The following is an 18,289-nucleotide window of genomic DNA, read 5'->3' as shown; positions in this document are numbered from 1 at the left end:
AAGTTTTTTGAGTCTAGGTATAAATGAATGGCTTTGATTTAATTGAATACGGTTGTTATGAGCTGAATGAAGTGAAAAAGTTGACTAGATAAATTGTTTATTAACCCTAGTTACTTTTGCTGGGGCGAGACAAAAGCATCTACTATGAAAGTATGATATTTGTCTCGCTCCCGTTTGTTTCGATTTTTGTGTTTTTAATCTATTGGCACAATGATTATTTATTTTGAAAACCTGATAAATAGTACATAGTAACTAACTTTGAAGGGGATGTATGATAAATGAGTAAAGATAATAAGGCTGCAGTTAAAACTGCGCTCGCTTATCTTAGTTTTATAGTTGGCGCAGGATTTACAACGGGCCAAGAACTATTACAATTCTTTGTTAACCATGGAAATTATGCATATATTGCAGTAATTCTTACAGGTATTATTGTAACGTTTGCAACTAGACAAATTTCAAAAATTGGTTATCGTTTGGACGCGAATACATATGAAATTTCATTGAACCATATTTTCGGAAAATATGTCGGTAAGGTAATTGATTATTTAACAATTTTCTTTTTATTTGGTTTAACTGTGGTCATGATTGCTGGTGGAGGCTCTGCACTTTATCAAGGGTTTGGACTTCCGATGTGGACAGGTTCATTAGCGATTGTAATTTTACTTTTTATTGTACTGCAACTTAAATTTAATAAGATCATGACAATATTAAGCGTAGTTACGCCGTTTTTAGTAATCGCAGTTTTAGTGATTGCGGGCTATAACATTATCAATCCTACAATTCCATTTTCAGAGGTAGCACAATATACAAAACCATCTAAAACGTCTAGTTCCATATGGTGGTGGGATGCAATTGTTTATGGAGGATTAATTATTGGAAATAGCTTTAGTTTCCTAACCATCGTTGGTAGTGATGCTATGAGTCATAAAACAGCGCGTAGGGGAGCGTTTTACGGTGGCCTGTCATTTAGTATATTGTTATTAATTATGACGTGTGGATTAATGGCTAACATCCAAAATGCTAATAGTGTAGATATTCCTACATTATTATTGGCCAATGATATACATCCTTATATAGGTGTATTTATGTCAGCAGTAATGATTGGTGTTATTTTCAATAGCTGTATTGGTATGTTGTATCCATTTTTAAGTAGATTTACACGACCAAGTAGTAAAGGCTACGTTGCACTTTTGGCAATTTCTTTAATTGTAGCTTTTATCTTAAGTTTTATTGGCTTTGTAGATCTTGTAAACTTTGTGTTTAAAACATTTGGCTATATTGGTCTGTTTATCAGTGCTGCATTATTAATTAGATGGGTTTATAATAAATTTAGTGAAAAACGTTTAATGTAATCGCTAAAAATGTAAATAAAAGACGTATAGTAACCAATTTTGTAGACAATTGGACTATACGTCTTTTTAATTTAAGACAAGAAACTTGTAATTGCGTCAACTAGACTATAAAGGCCTAAGAATGTGACGATTAAAACAACGATAAAACCGATAATATTAAGCCAAATGTTATTGACAAAACGGCCCATTAGATTTTTCTTGTTGATGATAATAAAGATTAGTATGGCAACGATAGGTAATATAATACCATTTAAAGCTTGTGCCACTAACAATACTTCTAATGGTTCAAATCCGAGTGAGGATGTTGTAATACCAATAAGGATAATAACTGTAAATACAATCTTGTATTTTTTACTTTCCATGCCACCTTTCCATCCTAATAAGCTACTTATTGTAGCTGCCGCACCAGTAGGGGAAGCAATTGCTGATGAAAGCCCGGCTGCAAACAAACCAATGCTAATTGCAAAGGGTGCAGCATCGCCTAAAACTGGTTTAAGTGGGCCAGAAAGTTGAATAATACTTTTGACTTCATCACCTCGAATTAATGTGGCAGCGGCAATAAGAATAGCTGCCGAAATAATACCGCCAACAGTTATTGAAATAATAGTATCCCAACGCGCAAATTTGAGTTCTTTTATACCATTAAAACGTTCGTGTACCGCTGTAGAGTGGATGAAGAAATTATAAGGCACTACTGTTGTTCCAATTAATGCTATGACAGTTATAATAGAGCCATTCGGAATCGTAGGTACAAATACACCCTTTAAAATACCAAAAATATCTGGCTTAATCACAACCATAGTTGTAATAAAGATGATGCCCATGATTACCATAAGGAAAATCATTATTTTTTCCAAAAATTTATAATTACCAAATAACCCGATAAGTAAAATAATAAAGCCGATGATAGGCGCTACTAGATTTTCTGGTAAATTTAATAGATATGCTGCACCAAGTGAAGTTCCAATTAAATCGCCACTAATATAAGCAGCACAACCAATGGTTACAGCTATTAAGGTAAACCATACAATAATCAGTTTACCTACTTTATGGGCAAACAATTCTTGTATTGCTTCCCCTAAACCTTCTCTTGTTACGAGTGACAGTCGAATAATCATTTCTTGGAGTACGATGGTTGCAACAATTGAGAAAACAACAGCCCATAATAGACTATAACCAAAACCAGCGCCACCTTGTGACATTGTTGTTACGGTTCCAGGACCAATAAATGAAGCGGTGATAATCATACCAGGACCAAGAGATTTAATAATCTTCCTTACATTTTTGACCAATGTCATCACCCCTCATTATTTCGTTTTATTTAAATAATTTACATGACCCGCAAGTACATATAATACAGCTGTTGAAACGAAGTGTGCAGAGTTCTGGTTTGCGTCTTGCATTGGATAAACTTCTACATAATCCATACCGCATAAGCCTAACGCACCAAACTCATATATCATTGTTAATAGTTCATAAGAACTTAGTCCATTGCCATCTACAGGACCACCTGGATTAAAGGCAAAGTCTAGTACATCACTGCAAATTGTTAAATAGACGACATCTACATCTTTACTCGCTTGAGCATAAATGTCTCTAGCATATTGTTTTAAATCTTTTGCTGCTCTAATATCATTAATCGTAAGTGTTACTGCACCAGCTTCTTGAGCATAACGGCCTGTCTCTGGTTTGTTTCTAGGACCATGAATACCTGTATGAATGATACTTTCATTACGTATACCATCTGTTTCATATAATCTCATGAATGGGGTATTACGAGCGTAAATTTCTCCTTCATAATCAGGCATGTTGTCATAATGCGCATCCAAATGTATAATGCCCACTTTTTTACCCGTTTCTGTCAGTGACTTAAGAATAGGGTAAGTGACACCATGTTCACCACCAAAACCAACTAAAAATTTCTCGCTTTCCCATAGCCTTTTAGTGAATTTTTCAATGTTTTCATAGCTTTGTTGATTATTGTGCGCAACAAATGGTACATCACCGAAATCGCCCATTGTTAAATGTTCGCTAATATCAATATGGTTCAACTCTGGTAAATATTGACTATAACGTGCTGAGCAAACCCTAATTTGCTTTGGACCTAATTCAACACCAGTATAGTCACCCCAGGTATTTTCACCTTCAAAAGGTGCACCATAAACAATAACATCTGTATCTAAATTATCTGTGGATGTAAGATTTTTACCATTTAAAAAACATGGTACATTACCATAAATATTGTTTTTCATAATGTATAACCTCCCTTTGTTGTAAATAAGTATATATTGGATAATTTTTAATTTCAAACAAATTCAGAAAATTCTATTTTTAAACCTTTTAAAAATGTAAATATATCAATAGGAAAGTATTTTAATTTTGAAATTTGATTAAAGCGTGAATACTAAGGTAAAAAAATAAGCTGATTCAAATTTGAATCAGCTTTTTGCGCCATAAAATAGAAAGTAAGTATTATGCCCAACCACGGAAACGTGTTGCTTCAGCTGTACGTTTTAGACCTACAACATAAGCTGCTAAGCGCATATCCATTTTTCTATTTTCTGCCAAATCATAAATTTTATTAAATGCTTCAACCATCTTTTCTTCAAGTTTCGTGATAATTTCTTCTTCAGACCAATAATAGCCTTGATTATTTTGAACCCATTCGAAGTAAGATACCGTTACGCCACCTGCACTAGCAAGTACATCTGGTATGATTAAAACGTCACGGTGCGTTAATATTTTAGTTGCTTCTTGTGTCGTAGGGCCATTGGCTGCCTCTGCCACAATTTTAGCTTTAATTAAATGTGCGTTTGTTTCTGTAATTTGATTAGATAATGCTGCAGGAATTAAAATATCACAGTCGAGTTCAAATAATTTTTCATTAGGAAGGACTTCTTCGAACAATGGTGTTACACGACCATGTTGTTCCTTCAATGCTAGAAGGTGTTCAATATCTAGACCTTCAGGATCATATAAAGCGCCTCGACTTTCCGATATTGCCACAATTTTAGCACCTTTATCATGTAAAATTTTAGCAATGAAACTTCCGGCATTACCAAAACCTTGAATCACTACACGAGAACCTGCAATATTAATATTTCGACGTTTTGCAGCTTCTTCAATTGTGATTACAGCACCTAGCGCTGTAGCACGATTACGGCCTTGCGAACCACCTAAAGAAAGTGGTTTACCTGTAATAAACGCAAATGCATTTGAACGGTTGATTTTACTATATTCATCCATCATCCAGGACATAATTTGGGGGTTTGTATATACATCTGGTGCTGGGATATCACTGGCAGGTCCTACAAATTGCGAGATAGCTTTGACATATCCACGTGATAAACGTTCTAGTTCTAAATTACTCATTTCTCTTGGGTCACATATGACGCCACCTTTACCACCACCGAAAGGTAAGTTTGTGATACCGCATTTCATTGTCATCCACATCGATAATGCTTTGACTTCTTCTACATTCACGTCAGGGTGGAAACGGATACCACCTTTTGTTGGGCCAACAGCTTGATTGTGTTGCGCACGATATCCTTTAAACGTTTTGACAGTGCCATCATCCATGCGTACAGGAATTCGAATTTCTAAAAATCTTAAAGGTTCTTTGACAAGTTCATACATACCATCGTCAAAACCTAATTTATGTAGGGCTTCCTTCATAATTTCTTGAGTCGAAGTTACTAAGTTATTATTTTCTGTCATGTTTATCTCCTCTATCATTACTTCAATATATAAGTTACTTATATATAAATGTTATCGATAATAAGATATAAAATCAATACATAATAACTGAATTTTTATAAAAGTTAGAAAATTCAATTAATATAAAGGTGTATAATTTTTTTGTGAACAAATATTTCATTTTAAGCTTAAATAGTGATTAAATATTGCAGAGAACGCCAAGAAAACACATTACAGTGGTGAAAATCAACATTACAAAATTGGTTAATTATACTTAAATCTTAATAGATATTGAAAGGAGAATGATGTTGTAGATAGTTATATTTAATGTTACTAAAATATAAGTGCTCATGGGATAGTTAAAAGTGATTTTTAATGGTGTACGAAAATGGCTAGCCATGATTAAAGACCATATATTTATTAGAATAGTTATATTTTTTTATGACACGTTACATTGTGTATTGCTCATCTATATTGGGACTATGTCATAACTAGACTTCTCTACTATAGCTATGAACAATGAAGAAACATACGTCTTAAATATTTATATTTTACATAGATTTTACCTCGCAATAGTGATATAGAATGAAATCAACATAATGCACAATGAAAATAGAAATAAATCATATAATAAATGACTCATAAACTTTATAGTATAAATAAAATAATAGTGTAATAACACAATTTTATTTAAAATAATTTTGAGGAATAGTTGTAATTTTCAGAAATAAATAATATTATACAATCAAACATTTTTGATTTATAGTATTTTGCAACTTGAAGTTAAGGGGTATGATTTTAAGTTCTATATGTTGATTATGTTTTAAAACAAAGGAATTGGAGCAAATTTATGACAAATAAATTAAACAGAGAGTTAAGCAATAGACACATTCAACTTATTGCTATTGGTGGTGCTATTGGTACTGGCCTATTTTTAGGGGCAGGTCAGTCTATCAGTTTGACTGGACCATCGATATTACTCACTTACATTATTGTAGGTTTTGTTTTATTTTTATTTATGCGCGCGATGGGGGAAATGTTGCTTGCTAATACGAAATACAAAACATTTGCAGATATTGCTCATGATCAAATTGGGCCTTTTGCTGGTTTTGTAACAGGATGGACGTATTGGTTAACATGGATAACTTCAGGTATGGCAGAAATTACAGCTGTTGCGAAATATGTAGAATATTGGGTTCCAGATTTACCAAATTGGATTACATCATTAGCTTGTATCTTGATACTCATGACTTTTAACTTAACGAGTACTAAAATGTTTGGTGAGTTAGAATTTTGGTTTGCCATTATTAAAGTTGTAACGATATTGGCACTCATAGTTGTGGGTGTAGTGATGATTATATTTGCGATTCAAACGCCATTTGGAAAAACGAGTATATCTAATATTTATAGTAATGGTGGATTATTTACACATGGTGCTTCTGGATTCTTTATGTCATTTCAAATGGTTGTTTTCTCATTTACAGGTATAGAAATTCTAGGTATTACAGCAGGTGAAACGAGAAATCCACATAAAACGATACCTAAAGCGATCAATAGTGTACCTATTCGTATTTTACTATTTTATGTGGGTGCTTTAGCCGTTATGATGTCAATTATTCCTTGGCAAGATATAGATCCTAACAACAGTCCATTTGTCAGCTTATTTGCATTAATTGGTGTACCATTTGCAGCTGGTTTAATCAATTTTGTAGTACTTACAGCAGCATCATCGGCTTGTAATAGTGGTATTTTTGCAAATAGTAGAATACTCTTTGGACTGTCGGAAAAAGGTCAAACACACCACTTGCTAATGAAAACGAATCATAGAGGTGTACCTTTTGTCGCAATACTTGTCACTTGTGCGTTATTATCTATAACTGTACTTTTAAATTATTTTATTCCAAATGCAACACAAGTATTTTTCTACGTAACTGCAATTTCAACTATTTTGTTAGTTGTTGTATGGATGTTCATCATGCATGCTTATGCAAAATATGCGAAATCAAACCCTAACCACCACAAAGAAAGTCAGTTCAAGTTACCAGGTGGTATTCACACTGCAAGGTTTGTACAATTATTCTTTGTCTTTGTGTTGTTGATATTATTTATTGTACCTGACACAAGAATGGGTGTTGTGTTGTCGCCAATATGGTTTATATTATTGGGACTCATCTATTTTAATTACACGAAAAAAGAAAAAGCGCTTCAATCACAATCCAAAGAAAAAGTATAATAAAAATATTTTTAGGGAATATAACCAAAGTAATGATTACTTATAGGTTATATTCCTATTTTTTTAGGAGGATAAAAATGGCGATACAGTATGCTAAAGATCAATCAGGTGTTTATCAAACAATAAATTTGAAAATCAAGAGTGATGCACATAGTATTTTTGATTATTTAAGTACCACGGAAGGGATACAACAATGGTTTCCTCAATTGTCATTTCAAGAACGCGTAGAAGGTGGAAAAATGTTGTTTCACTTAGATGATAGTGAAGATTTAGAAATGCGTATTACACATTTTGAAGCAAATAAAAGGATTGGTTTTACATGGGATATTGGGAAAGTGAAATTTGAATTATATGAACATCAATCCTATGTAGAACTCATCTTTTATGAGTATTTACCTTTTGAATTTCCACATATTACACTAGATTTTGCTGGATGGCAATTTCAAATAGAAAGTATCAAAAATATTGCCGAAACAGGTAAGCCGTTAGAGCAACAGAATTGTGATTTTGAAGCGAAGAAAACTGAAATTGAAGCCAGTTTAGTGGTGATTTAAAGTGAAATGCATTAAAAATTTATCAAAAAATAAGGCAAGCAAACGGAAACAAATTTCGTTTGCTTGCCTTATTAGTTCGACAAAATATATTGTAACTGATCTTTTGTATTTAAAGAAATCGTTTGTATATCAATGGTTTGTTTAGGTTACATAAGCTTAATGTTAATAACTGGTATTTTTAGCTACTTTTTTTCCATGTAGAATGAAATAAAGTACTATAGATAAAATAACGAGTGCAGCCATAGTGATATATAAATTACGATAACCCATAATTGGGATAAGCACACCTAAAATAAATGGCCCTATACCAGCACCAAAATCTGCAAACATATAGAAAGTAGAAGTTGCGAGTCCAATTTTTTCTACTGGAGACTGTTGTATAGCAATCGCTTGCGCACTTGGAATGATTGTACCGTAACCGATACCAATAAAAATTGCTGAAATAAGTAATAATAAACTTGTATGTGTTGCACTTAAAAGTATGAGTCCAACCATGAAGCTAATTAATACTGGATACATTACCTTATTTTCACCGAAATGATCATAAATTTTTCCAGTAAACGGACGTGTAACAAAGGTACTTACTGCATATACAATAAAGAAGAAACTAGATGCCGTAGCAAGGTTGATTTGTTCTGTATAAACAGTTAAAAACGATAGTACACTAGAATATGCGATACCAACGAATATGATAACAAAGGATATTGGTAATGCTTCTTTTTGGATATAAGCACTAAGCCCTTTTTGCTTAGATTCATTGTCCGTTGTTGACGGTTCTGGTTTTGGTAACCCTTTGATGAATAATGAGATAACAAAAGCGAAAATAATGACTGCCAAGCTAACGATAAAAATAGATTCGAAACCAAATCTTTGATTTAATATGATACCAGTGAATGGTCCGATTGCTGAAGCGGTCGTTACACTTAATGCATAATAACCAATACCTTCACCCTTACGTTTATCTGGAATAATTCTAGATGAAATTGTACCAGTTGCAGTTGAAGATAGGCCAAAAGCAATGCCATGTAATAATCTTACTATCATTAATATAAGAAGACTGTTGATTGCAAAGTATAAAGCAACAGTGATGATTGAGAAAATAATACCGTATATTAACACTTTTTTAGGTTGCAGATTATCGATAATTCTTCCCGATACTAAACGTCCAAATAACATACCGATGATGAATATACCAGCTGCTAAACCACCCATGCTTTCCGAGGCGTGGTATTTATCAATCGTAAATATAGTGACAGTGACGATTAATGTATAATGTATTAAATACATTAAAAAGTTTGTCATTGTAATGAAGATAAAATCTTTTGACCAGAGTTTATCGTACATATTTAATACCGTCCTTTAATATAAATTTTTAACCATGATTTATTATAATAGATAATATATACTAATGTATAATTAGAATTTTTTAAGTTTACATAAGCTTTACTAATGTAAGGGGGATATAATGAATTTTGAACAATTATCGTACGTAAAAAAGATTTATGAGTTAGAATCTATTGTTCATGCTTCAGAAACTATGCATATTAGCCAATCGGCAATGAGTCAGTCCATTGCTAATTTAGAGTCAGAGTTAGGATATAAAATTTTTAATCGTTCACGCAAAGGGACATTGCCGACGGAAGTTGGAAAACGACTTATACCTTTGATTATAGATATTTTAGAAGCTCAGACGGGTTTATTATCTGAAGTAGAAGCATTGCATAGTAATATCAAAGGTTCATTGAAAATAGCTACCATACCAACTTTATTTAATAAAATTGTACCTAAAGCTTTATCAAACTTTAAAAAGGACTATGCGCATATTGACGTAGAAGTGTTTGAAAGTGATAGACAAGAGATTATAAAAATGATTGAAAATAATGAGATAGACATCGGGCTTATAGGAAAAACTGAAAATGAAACTTTTAGTCATCGTATTGTCCCACATTCATTAAATTTATCTACTGATTTTAAACTAATTGTACCTAAAAAATCTAAACTGTCTTTAAAAAGCATGGTTGAAATGGAATCGATTAAACAGTTTCCTTTTGTCTTGTATGATCGCAATTTTTATCATAATAATTTTAAAGCATTTGAAGATGAGAATGGGCCGTTAAAAATTGTGTTTAGAACGAATAACCCAAGTGTATTGATTAAAACAGTTTCTGAAGGATTGGGTGTAAGTATCGTATCGAGTTTGATGCTAGAAGATGATCCATTTATATTAAATGGTTTAATTGAGATGTTACCCATTGGCTCACCGTTTGATTATTATATTTATTTTACAGCTTTAACAAATGTTGATCATGTTAATGAACAAACAATTCGTACTTTTATTGAGTATTTAAAAAAATAAAGTCCCACTAACTCAATAAATTGAGAAGTGGGACATATGCATGAGCTTGAGCGCTACGTTTTTCAATTTTAGTCATCGCTACAGGGGTGGGAGGACGAAATCTTATTATTAAAATTAGATTTCTGTCTCATTACCCCTTATTTTGTGCTTGATATCCTAGGACGGTTAACATGTTAGTTTAGATATAAATTTTATGACTGTATTTTATCGACGAATTGATAAAATTGTGTAATGTCTGACAATTGTTGGTTACATTTGATACTGTCAAAACAAATATAGTCACCTTTTTTGGTATATTGTCCATCACTAGAAGTACGAGTTTTACGCATAAATAGAGCGACATTAGATTCTTTATTACAAATTGCGCAATAACCCTTAACGGTTTGCTTAGCAATGTCACCATAAAACCCAGTTAGTAATCCTTGTTCGTCATAATAGATGATGAATTTTCTGTTTGAAGCGATATCGTTCCATCCAATATAAGTACTTTCCAAAAGAATTTCATCACTAATAAGTGGCGATTTAAGCTTTTTAATTTTACGAAAAGTTTTTTCAACTTGCTTCTTTGAAGGGTGTTCAAATGGTATGACATATGTTTGTAAAGTTGCTAATATCTTATCTACTTGAACTTTAGAAATGCGTATATTCATTAATTTTTCAATAGCTTCAATCAGCGTATCGTCTGTTTGATGAAACTGTTGATAAATGTCTTCTTTGGTTGTTTCTTTTATAGAAGTAATTGTATTTAAGTCATTTACAGATTTATAAGCATTAAGTAAATGTGCGATGCGTTCTTTGATATAGTTAAATTGATATGGATAAAGTTGTTTTTCCAATTTTTTAAATTCCTTTCACATTATAATTCTTAAAAGCAAAAGATGCTTTGTGAAAAGAAATTTTAAACAAAGCATCAAACTATAGACAGTAATTGCTTTGTATTAATAATGAAGCATTGTTATGCAACATATCATCATCTCCGCATAATGTATTTGTTTGTTTTATATCAAATTCATAAAGAAATGTCAAAAGCAATATATGATAAAGTTTTCTCATGAATTGAGATAAAAAACTTAACAATATTCAGTTTTTGCCTACAATATCATTAAAATATAACAAATCGATTTATGTACACTCGTGGTATACAAAAAAGCGCTTTTATAGTATAATATTTATAAATACTAGGTGTTTGTCCGCTACAAAAATACATTACATTTTCTGTAATAAACAAGGGAGTTTTTGATTATGAAAAAAATAATGATTACAGGTGCTTTAGGTCAAATTGGTACGGAGCTCGTAGTAAAATGTAGAGGGTTATATGGAAACGATAATGTACTTGCTACAGATATTAGAGAGCCAGAAGCAGGTTCAGCGATTGCTGATGGCCCATTTGAAATTTTAGATGTTACAGATAAAAACAGAATGACAGAAATCGTTGAGTCTTTTAAACCAGATACTTTAATGCATATGGCTGCACTATTATCTGCAACGGCTGAGAAAAATCCACAATTTGCATGGGATTTAAATATGGGTGGTCTTTTAAATGCTTTAGAAGTAGCTCGAGAATATGATTTACAGTTCTTTACACCAAGTTCAATTGGTGCATTTGGACCTTCAACACCGAAAGTAAACACACCACAAGTTACGATTCAACGACCAACTTCTATGTATGGTGTTAATAAGGTTGCTGGTGAGTTATTATGTCAATATTACTTTGATAAATTTGGTGTAGATACAAGAAGTGTTAGATTCCCTGGATTAATATCACATATTAAAGAGCCTGGTGGCGGTACAACAGATTATGCAGTAGATATCTATTTTAAAGCAGTTCGTGAAGGACAGTATACAAGCTATATTGCCAAAGACACATTTATGGATATGATGTATATGGAAGATGCGGTTGATGCAATTATCAAGCTAATGGAAGCAGACGGTGTGAAATTAATTAACCGTAATGCGTATAATTTGAGTGCAATGAGCATTGAACCAGAAATGGTCAAAGCGGCAATTCAAGAACATTACCCAGATTTTAAATTAAATTATGAAGTTGACCCAGACAGACAAGGAATTGCGGATAGTTGGCCAAATAGTATCGACACTAGTTGTGCTAGAGCAGAGTGGGACTTTAACCCTAAATATGATTTGGCTAAAATGACAGAAGTGATGCTTAAAGAAATCTCAAGAAAAGATAAAGTCAGATAATTATTTTTGCAATGATTGATGAAGCAGTGACTAACACATAATAATCTTTTTCAAAATAAAATCGCTAATCCATTATGGGTTAGCGTTCTTTTGTATTTAAATTTTTACGATTTTGATTGGACATGTTTGTCTAGGATGTGAGTTACATATTTCAAACCCGTAAGCCTGTCACTCCTCTTATTTTCGTCAACGGTAGCACTGTGGCAATTTAATGCAATTGATAAGTTTTAACCCTAAAAATATACCTTTTTTTCGCATTGTTCAATACATATGATCAATGAAAATTTTAAGCTTAATTTCTAATAATAAATTGTGGTAAATAAATGTGAATTTCTAAACTATATCAGTAAATATGAATGTTTTTATTTTAATCAGAGCCACTTATGTACTATTTTTTTATATAATGATAAGCTTGATTTAATGAATTTAATTAGCGTAACATAAAGATATTGTTATTTTTTAAATTTTTTGAAAATTATTGAACGAAACTATTCTGATTGGTATAATTTAATGTATTACCTATTAATAGAACATTGGAGGAAACAGTCATGTCAGAAAAAATTAAATTGATACAGCGTGAAAGCCTTAAAGAAAAACCGGATCCAAGTAATTTAGGATTTGGAGAATATTTCACAGATTATATGCTTAGTTTCGATTATGATATTGATCAAGGTTGGCATGATTTGAAAATTGTGCCTTATGGACCAATTGAACTTTCTCCAGCAGCCCAAGCATTACATTATGGACAAGCAGTATTTGAAGGATTGAAAGCCTACAAACATGATGGTGAGGTAGATTTATTCCGACCATCTGAAAATTTTAAACGTATTAACAATTCTTTGGCACGTCTGGATATGCCTAAAGTTGATGAAGATACCTTGTTAGAAGGTTTAAAACAATTAGTAGATATCGAACGTGATTGGGTGCCAGAGGGGGAAGGTCAATCATTATACATAAGACCCTATGTATTTGCTACTGAAGGTATTTTAGGCGTACGACCTTCATATTCATATAAATTATTAATCATTCTATCACCTTCAGGTTCATATTACGGCGGGGACTCTTTAAATCCTACAAAAATTTATGTGGAAGATGAATATGTGCGTGCTGTCCGTGGCGGTGTTGGTCATGCAAAAGTTGCTGGTAACTATGCAGCTAGCCTTTTAGCACAAACAAATGCATCAGCACAAGGCTATGATCAAGTATTATGGTTAGATGGTGTAGAGCAGAAATATGTTGAAGAAGTCGGCAGTATGAATATCTTCTTTGTAGAAAATGGCAAAGTGGTTACACCAGAATTAAATGGTAGTATTTTACCAGGTATTACACGAAAAACAGTCATTGAATTAGCGCAAAATCTAGGCTATGAGGTAGAAGAACGTCGCGTATCTATCGATGAGCTAATTGAAGCACACCATAATGGCGCATTAACTGAAGTATTCGGTACTGGAACAGCAGCGGTTATTTCACCAGTTGGTCAATTGAAATACGGCGATACTGAAATAGTTATCAATAATAATGAAACAGGAGAAGTAACTCAAAATTTATATGATAATTATGTTGGTATTCAAAGTGGTAAACTTGATGATCCGAACGGCTGGAGAGTAGTTGTACCAAGATATTAAGTTTTTTCAAAAATCGATAACAATAGTTATTACAATAAAAGGAGCAAGTCAGAAATCTAATTTAACAAAGATTTCAGCGTCTTGCTCCTTCTTTTTTGTTTGAAAACCATCAGCATTAAGACAGCGATGTTTCAACTTATTGCCAATATTTATATAGTGGGCCATCCTTGCCATATATTGGATCTGTGTCAGGTAAACTTATGTTTTTGATGTTCTCTAAATTTTGTGGCCATTCATCAGGTTTCCCTGTACAAAAATCATAATCATTACCATTTGGGTAAGCACCAATTACTGCAAAATCATGATGACTATGAACAAGTTTATGGCCAAAACCAGCTGGTATGATAATGACATCACCCTGTTGTATATCTACATGAGGGCCAAGTTCACCGCCTAGTTGTACGGTTGCCTTTCCTGAAACAACAATAAGTACTTCATGTGTATTGCTGTGATAATGATGTGTTGGAAATATGCCACCACGCCAAGCATTTGACCAATTGTTCTTAGATAAAATATCTAGAGGGCTCTCTTTTGGCTTGATTACATTTTTATATAGCAGTAATGCATATCTGGAGTTATTGGGAATCGAATCATCACTGTCGCAAGAAATGGTTTCTATTTGAATATTAGGATTAGGCGTCAATGTATTCACCTCTTTTGTGGTATTACTATACGTCATAACCTAAATTTTAGTTTTTTAAACGGTGTGCATAGTCAGTGTGTTAGTTGAGTTATTTGTTTTAAGAACGATTTTTATATTAAAATTAAGTAGTAAATTGAGTGATACATATTGTTTAACATAGGAGCTGTTGAAAACATGGAATGGATATTATTTGATAAAGACGGCACAATCATATATTTTGATCGCAGTTGGATGAAAATAGGGTTGCAACTCGTTGATGACTTTATGGAAACATATAAGGATTCGATTGCTGATATAGATGGAAGTTACGCGTATTTAGGTATCATAGATGGCGAAATTCAACCAGGTACGATCATGGCGTCAGGAGCATTAGATGAAATGATTGAGGCATTTTGTAAAATTGCAAATCAAGATGTAACAAATTGGGCTCAACAAAGAAGTCAAACACTTGTTGATAATAGGGTGCCAGAAAATGTTTTAGTTGAAGGCATCAGCGAAACACTAGATACGCTGAAACAAAGTGGTTACAAATTAGGTATTGTGACAAGTGATTCTAAAAAAGGGGTAGAGCAATTTTTGGAATACACACAATTCGACCATTACTTCGATATTGTAATTTCTACTGAAGCGGATGCCGTTGAAAAACCAAATCCTGAAGTGTTGAATCCGCTTTTTTATAGATATAATGTAGAACCTGAAAATGTAGCGATTATAGGGGATACTGCGAATGATATCCAAACTGGCATCAATGCTAAATTAGGGTTGAAAGTTGCAGTTTTAACTGGTGTTGGCTTAAAAGAATCTTTTGCTCAAGCGGATTATATTTTTGAAACTGCAAATAGTGTCGTCGATATATTATAATAATAGAAATGATGCACAAAATATGGGAGTGGGACAGAAATCTAATTATATTAAATAGATTTTGTCGTCCAACCCTAGCAAGGATGACTAGAATTGAAAAAAACTTGATTTAAAGCGCATTTTCAGTTCAGTCATCTACTGACAATATGAAATGAGGTTGGTACGAATCCATTATGTCTCAGCCTCTTTTTGTATAAAACGTATATGGGGTGATTGAATGATTGATGGAAGATATGCAACTTATCGTGGGGAAACATATAAAGTGGTAGAAATTGTAAGTAATGAGGTATTGTTAGTCACTGAAGATGAACGAGCTACAGAACATGGTTTTGAAGCACAAACATATCGCCACGCTGCGCATACGTTATATTATAAAAATGTAGCTAGAGACGATGTTGATGAACTTTATGAATTATATCAAGAAGCGAGATATAGTGGTGCTATTTTTGATTTATATCAAGACGTAGAGGGTCAATTGTATATTGGAACTGAAGATGAAGATAAAGCAAGTACATTTGATCTCGACCAAACAGATGAATATTATTATAGTAAATATGTTGATGAAGATGAGATAGAAAAGATTATATATCGTAAACATATTGAATAAAGTCCCACTTCCCAACTTGTTGGGTTAGTGGGACTTATGCATGAGCGACAACTCAGGTAATCCTTGACTCCACTTCTCAATTTATTGAGTTAGTGGGGCTTATGCATGGGCTTTTAACTCAGGTGAATGAGTTATCTTGTTGAAGTGGGACAGAATGAATTTATTTAAAATGACTTCGTTGTCCGACCCTTTATTGTGCGCTACAAAATCTGTTTTATAGCGTACGAATTTTTGTTTTTTAAATACTTTCAAACAGTGAAAATATTATCGTTGATCTACATTGCGATAAGTTTCAATGATGTGACGGATTTTATCAATGACAGGGTTTAAGGATTCTGGATCTGCATGTAAATCATATTCATTAATGTTCACCCTTACAACTGGACACGCATTGAATTCACTAATCCAGTCTTCATAACGTTTGAATAATTTTTGCCAATATTCTGGATCTGTTTCAATTTCCATTTGGCGACCACGTTGTTTGATACGATCAATCACTTCATCATAATCACATTCTAAATAAATAAGTACATCTGGTTTTGGGAAGTAAGGTGTCATGACCATAGCATTAAATAGTTCAGAATATGTGTTGAAATCTTCTGGACTCATTGTGCCTTGTTCTTCATGCATCTTAGCAAAAATATCAACATCTTCGTATATTGAGCGGTCTTGGATAAAACCACCACCGTATTCAAACATACGCTTTTGTTCTTTGAAACGCTCAGCTAAAAAATATATTTGCAAATGAAAGCTCCATCGTTCAAAATCATTATAAAACTTATCCAAATAAGGATTGTGATCTACATTTTCAAAAGAAGTTTTGAAATTTAATCTTTGTGCTAAAGCTTTCGTTAATGTTGATTTTCCAACGCCGACTGTACCAGCGATTGTTATCACAGCATCTTGAGGGATACCGTATTTATTCATCATCTTTTCCTCCAATCAATGGTTGCACTAAATTTAAAATATAATTATAATCATTTTCTTGCTTCATGAAATCTAAATCAGTCGTATCTATTCGAATCACACTTTCACCATCTGCTTTTAATGAACGATAATATGCATTATAATCACGTTTTAAATTAAGTAAGTAGTCGTCTTCTATCTGATGTTCGAAGCTACGATTGCGTAATGCGATGCGCTTTTTCAATATTTCTAAATCTGCATCTAGAAAGATAATCACATTTGGCATTTCCAAATCTTCAGTTAAAATATCGTAAATTCTAGAAAATTTATCGAATTCAGAAGGTGTTAAAGTATTATTTGCAAATATTTTATTTTTATAAATATGGTAATCACTTACGATGCCCGTATGAATTGCTTCAAGATCTTGAAATTGTTTGTAACGATTACATAAAAAGAACATTTCTGTTTGGAAACTCCATTTGGAAATGTCTTCATAAAAATCGGATAAAAAAGGATTTTCATTTACAATTTCTTTTTCTTCATAATAATTAAAAGTTTGACTAAGCTTATGTGCTAGTGAAGATTTACCGACACCAATCGGTCCTTCAACAGCAATAAATTGTTTTTTCATGTTTTTACCGCTCCAATGTTAAAATAGACAATAAATATTGTACCATATGTGAGGTGATAGACACATGTATACTGACCAATTTTATATGGAAATTGCGCTAGAAGAAGCACGAAAAGCTGGTGCTATTGGAGAAGTACCAATAGGCGCCATTGTCGTGAAAGATAATGAAGTCATTTCACGGGCACACAATTTACGAGAATCCACCCAAGATCCTACTGCACACGCTGAACATATTGCGATTCAAAAGGCTGCCAAACAGCTTAATAGTTGGAGGTTAGCATCCTGCAAACTTTATGTTACTTTAGAGCCTTGTGTGATGTGTTCCGGCGCAATCGTCATGAGTCGTATTCCCGAAGTGATTTATGGGGCACAAGACTTAAAAGGTGGTTGTGCAGGTAGCTTGATGAATCTCTTGCAAGAATCGAGATTTAACCATCGCGCAAAAGTTACTACAGGCGTATTAGCAGAGGAATGTAGCCATTTATTGAAGACATTTTTTAAAGACATTAGACAAAAGAAGAAAATCATACGAACAGAGGATAATACAAATAGTGAAACTTTTGGTAAAATATGAATGTGTTACAAAATTATGGCGAATGATAAATGTGTCATTAAATAGGTGTTAT

Annotated in this window: 17 protein-coding genes; 9 read left to right on the top strand and 8 right to left on the bottom strand. The window is 32.9% G+C overall.

All coding sequences use genetic code 11. The features are described 5' to 3' along the window. Window positions 1–278 precede the first annotated feature (278 nt). Complete coding sequence (locus tag KA856_RS11995; RefSeq protein WP_107385826.1) at window positions 279–1,352, top strand: YkvI family membrane protein; 1,074 nt, start codon at window positions 279–281, stop codon at window positions 1,350–1,352. Between the two features lie 71 nt (window positions 1,353–1,423). Here the strand turns inward: KA856_RS11995 and KA856_RS11990 are convergent, their stop codons facing one another. From KA856_RS11990 to KA856_RS11980, 3 genes are all read right to left on the bottom strand, one after another. Beyond that, window positions 1,424–2,599 carry an Nramp family divalent metal transporter gene (locus KA856_RS11990; protein WP_432590865.1) on the bottom strand — a complete coding sequence of 392 codons (1,176 nt, stop codon included), beginning with the start codon at window positions 2,597–2,599 and terminating at the stop codon, window positions 1,424–1,426. Window positions 2,600–2,659: 60 nt separating this feature from the next. Beyond that, window positions 2,660–3,604: an agmatinase family protein gene (locus KA856_RS11985; protein WP_210138736.1), complete on the bottom strand. Its 945-nt coding sequence runs from the start codon at window positions 3,602–3,604 to the stop codon at window positions 2,660–2,662. Window positions 3,605–3,824: 220 nt separating this feature from the next. Beyond that, window positions 3,825–5,069, bottom strand: a complete 1,245-nt coding sequence (locus KA856_RS11980; RefSeq protein WP_107384029.1) for a Glu/Leu/Phe/Val family dehydrogenase — start codon at window positions 5,067–5,069, stop codon at window positions 3,825–3,827. Between the two features lie 829 nt (window positions 5,070–5,898). Here KA856_RS11980 and KA856_RS11975 point away from each other — a divergent pair. Further along, window positions 5,899–7,281: an amino acid permease gene (locus tag KA856_RS11975; protein ID WP_107521414.1), complete on the top strand. Its 1,383-nt coding sequence runs from the start codon at window positions 5,899–5,901 to the stop codon at window positions 7,279–7,281. A 77-nt stretch (window positions 7,282–7,358) separates the two neighbouring features. Beyond that, a complete protein-coding gene (locus KA856_RS11970; protein WP_210138735.1) occupies window positions 7,359–7,835 on the top strand; it encodes an SRPBCC domain-containing protein in 477 nt (158 codons plus the stop codon). A 162-nt stretch (window positions 7,836–7,997) separates the two neighbouring features. Here KA856_RS11970 and KA856_RS11965 read toward each other — a convergent pair whose 3' ends face one another. Further along, window positions 7,998–9,179: an MFS transporter gene (locus KA856_RS11965; protein WP_107385821.1), complete on the bottom strand. Its 1,182-nt coding sequence runs from the start codon at window positions 9,177–9,179 to the stop codon at window positions 7,998–8,000. Window positions 9,180–9,300: 121 nt separating this feature from the next. Between KA856_RS11965 and KA856_RS11960 the strand changes: the two genes are divergently transcribed. Next, a complete protein-coding gene (locus KA856_RS11960) occupies window positions 9,301–10,191 on the top strand; it encodes a LysR family transcriptional regulator (protein ID WP_210138734.1) in 891 nt (296 codons plus the stop codon). A 191-nt stretch (window positions 10,192–10,382) separates the two neighbouring features. Here the strand turns inward: KA856_RS11960 and fusF are convergent, their stop codons facing one another. Then, window positions 10,383–11,027 carry a fusidic acid resistance EF-G-binding protein FusF gene (fusF, locus tag KA856_RS11955; protein ID WP_210138733.1) on the bottom strand — a complete coding sequence of 215 codons (645 nt, stop codon included), beginning with the start codon at window positions 11,025–11,027 and terminating at the stop codon, window positions 10,383–10,385. A gap of 406 nt (window positions 11,028–11,433) precedes the next feature. Here fusF and KA856_RS11950 point away from each other — a divergent pair, with 406 nt between their 5' ends. Further along, window positions 11,434–12,390 carry an NAD-dependent epimerase/dehydratase family protein gene (locus KA856_RS11950; RefSeq protein ID WP_107385818.1) on the top strand — a complete coding sequence of 319 codons (957 nt, stop codon included), beginning with the start codon at window positions 11,434–11,436 and terminating at the stop codon, window positions 12,388–12,390. Window positions 12,391–12,938: 548 nt separating this feature from the next. Continuing rightward, window positions 12,939–14,015: a branched-chain amino acid aminotransferase gene (locus KA856_RS11945; protein WP_107384022.1), complete on the top strand. Its 1,077-nt coding sequence runs from the start codon at window positions 12,939–12,941 to the stop codon at window positions 14,013–14,015. Window positions 14,016–14,151: 136 nt separating this feature from the next. On the opposite strand, the gene KA856_RS11940 is transcribed toward KA856_RS11945, so the two are convergent. Then, the gene (locus tag KA856_RS11940; RefSeq protein WP_308811666.1) at window positions 14,152–14,667 is read right to left on the bottom strand and encodes a cupin domain-containing protein; all 516 of its coding nucleotides are present in this window, start codon (window positions 14,665–14,667) and stop codon (window positions 14,152–14,154) included. Window positions 14,668–14,832: 165 nt separating this feature from the next. Here KA856_RS11940 and KA856_RS11935 point away from each other — a divergent pair, with 165 nt between their 5' ends. Together KA856_RS11935 and KA856_RS11930 are read left to right on the top strand one after the other, a co-directional pair. Further along, window positions 14,833–15,519, top strand: a complete 687-nt coding sequence (locus KA856_RS11935; RefSeq protein ID WP_210138732.1) for an HAD family hydrolase — start codon at window positions 14,833–14,835, stop codon at window positions 15,517–15,519. A 217-nt stretch (window positions 15,520–15,736) separates the two neighbouring features. Beyond that, complete coding sequence (locus tag KA856_RS11930; RefSeq protein WP_107385815.1) at window positions 15,737–16,126, top strand: hypothetical protein; 390 nt, start codon at window positions 15,737–15,739, stop codon at window positions 16,124–16,126. A 264-nt stretch (window positions 16,127–16,390) separates the two neighbouring features. On the opposite strand, the gene KA856_RS11925 is transcribed toward KA856_RS11930, so the two are convergent. Both KA856_RS11925 and KA856_RS11920 read right to left on the bottom strand, forming a co-directional pair. Then, window positions 16,391–17,053 carry a deoxynucleoside kinase gene (locus KA856_RS11925; RefSeq protein WP_107384018.1) on the bottom strand — a complete coding sequence of 221 codons (663 nt, stop codon included), beginning with the start codon at window positions 17,051–17,053 and terminating at the stop codon, window positions 16,391–16,393. Next, entirely contained in the window at window positions 17,046–17,663 is a 618-nt protein-coding gene (locus tag KA856_RS11920; RefSeq protein WP_107385814.1) for a deoxynucleoside kinase, read from the bottom strand. The genes KA856_RS11925 and KA856_RS11920 overlap by 8 nt, the downstream gene beginning before the upstream one ends. A 64-nt stretch (window positions 17,664–17,727) precedes the next feature. Between KA856_RS11920 and tadA the strand changes: the two genes are divergently transcribed. Continuing rightward, window positions 17,728–18,237, top strand: coding sequence for a tRNA adenosine(34) deaminase TadA (tadA, locus tag KA856_RS11915; protein ID WP_107385813.1), 510 nt, complete (start codon window positions 17,728–17,730; stop codon window positions 18,235–18,237). Window positions 18,238–18,289 lie beyond the last annotated feature (52 nt).

It is taken from the genome of Staphylococcus sp. GDB9P120P (genome assembly GCF_017893435.1).
GTDB classification, from domain to species: Bacteria; Bacillota; Bacilli; order Staphylococcales; family Staphylococcaceae; genus Staphylococcus; species Staphylococcus cohnii.
This window is presented reverse-complemented; position numbering and strand designations above follow the sequence as displayed.

What these genes read in the sequence shown, in the direction of transcription:
- KA856_RS11970 (WP_210138735.1), top strand. Translation starts at nt 7,359, where the DNA reads ATGGCGATACAGTATGCTAAAGATCAATCAGGTGTTTATCAAACAATA.
- KA856_RS11950 (WP_107385818.1), top strand. Translation starts at nt 11,434, where the DNA reads ATGAAAAAAATAATGATTACAGGTGCTTTAGGTCAAATTGGTACGGAG.
- KA856_RS11975 (WP_107521414.1), top strand. Translation starts at nt 5,899, where the DNA reads ATGACAAATAAATTAAACAGAGAGTTAAGCAATAGACACATTCAACTT.
- KA856_RS11935 (WP_210138732.1), top strand. Translation starts at nt 14,833, where the DNA reads ATGGAATGGATATTATTTGATAAAGACGGCACAATCATATATTTTGAT.
- KA856_RS11965 (WP_107385821.1), bottom strand. Translation starts at nt 9,179, where the DNA reads ATGTACGATAAACTCTGGTCAAAAGATTTTATCTTCATTACAATGACA.
- KA856_RS11925 (WP_107384018.1), bottom strand. Translation starts at nt 17,053, where the DNA reads ATGAATAAATACGGTATCCCTCAAGATGCTGTGATAACAATCGCTGGT.
- KA856_RS11960 (WP_210138734.1), top strand. Translation starts at nt 9,301, where the DNA reads ATGAATTTTGAACAATTATCGTACGTAAAAAAGATTTATGAGTTAGAA.
- KA856_RS11945 (WP_107384022.1), top strand. Translation starts at nt 12,939, where the DNA reads ATGTCAGAAAAAATTAAATTGATACAGCGTGAAAGCCTTAAAGAAAAA.
- KA856_RS11985 (WP_210138736.1), bottom strand. Translation starts at nt 3,604, where the DNA reads ATGAAAAACAATATTTATGGTAATGTACCATGTTTTTTAAATGGTAAA.
- tadA (WP_107385813.1), top strand. Translation starts at nt 17,728, where the DNA reads ATGTATACTGACCAATTTTATATGGAAATTGCGCTAGAAGAAGCACGA.
- KA856_RS11990 (WP_432590865.1), bottom strand. Translation starts at nt 2,599, where the DNA reads ATGATTATCACCGCTTCATTTATTGGTCCTGGAACCGTAACAACAATG.
- KA856_RS11920 (WP_107385814.1), bottom strand. Translation starts at nt 17,663, where the DNA reads ATGAAAAAACAATTTATTGCTGTTGAAGGACCGATTGGTGTCGGTAAA.
- KA856_RS11980 (WP_107384029.1), bottom strand. Translation starts at nt 5,069, where the DNA reads ATGACAGAAAATAATAACTTAGTAACTTCGACTCAAGAAATTATGAAG.
- KA856_RS11995 (WP_107385826.1), top strand. Translation starts at nt 279, where the DNA reads ATGAGTAAAGATAATAAGGCTGCAGTTAAAACTGCGCTCGCTTATCTT.
- KA856_RS11930 (WP_107385815.1), top strand. Translation starts at nt 15,737, where the DNA reads ATGATTGATGGAAGATATGCAACTTATCGTGGGGAAACATATAAAGTG.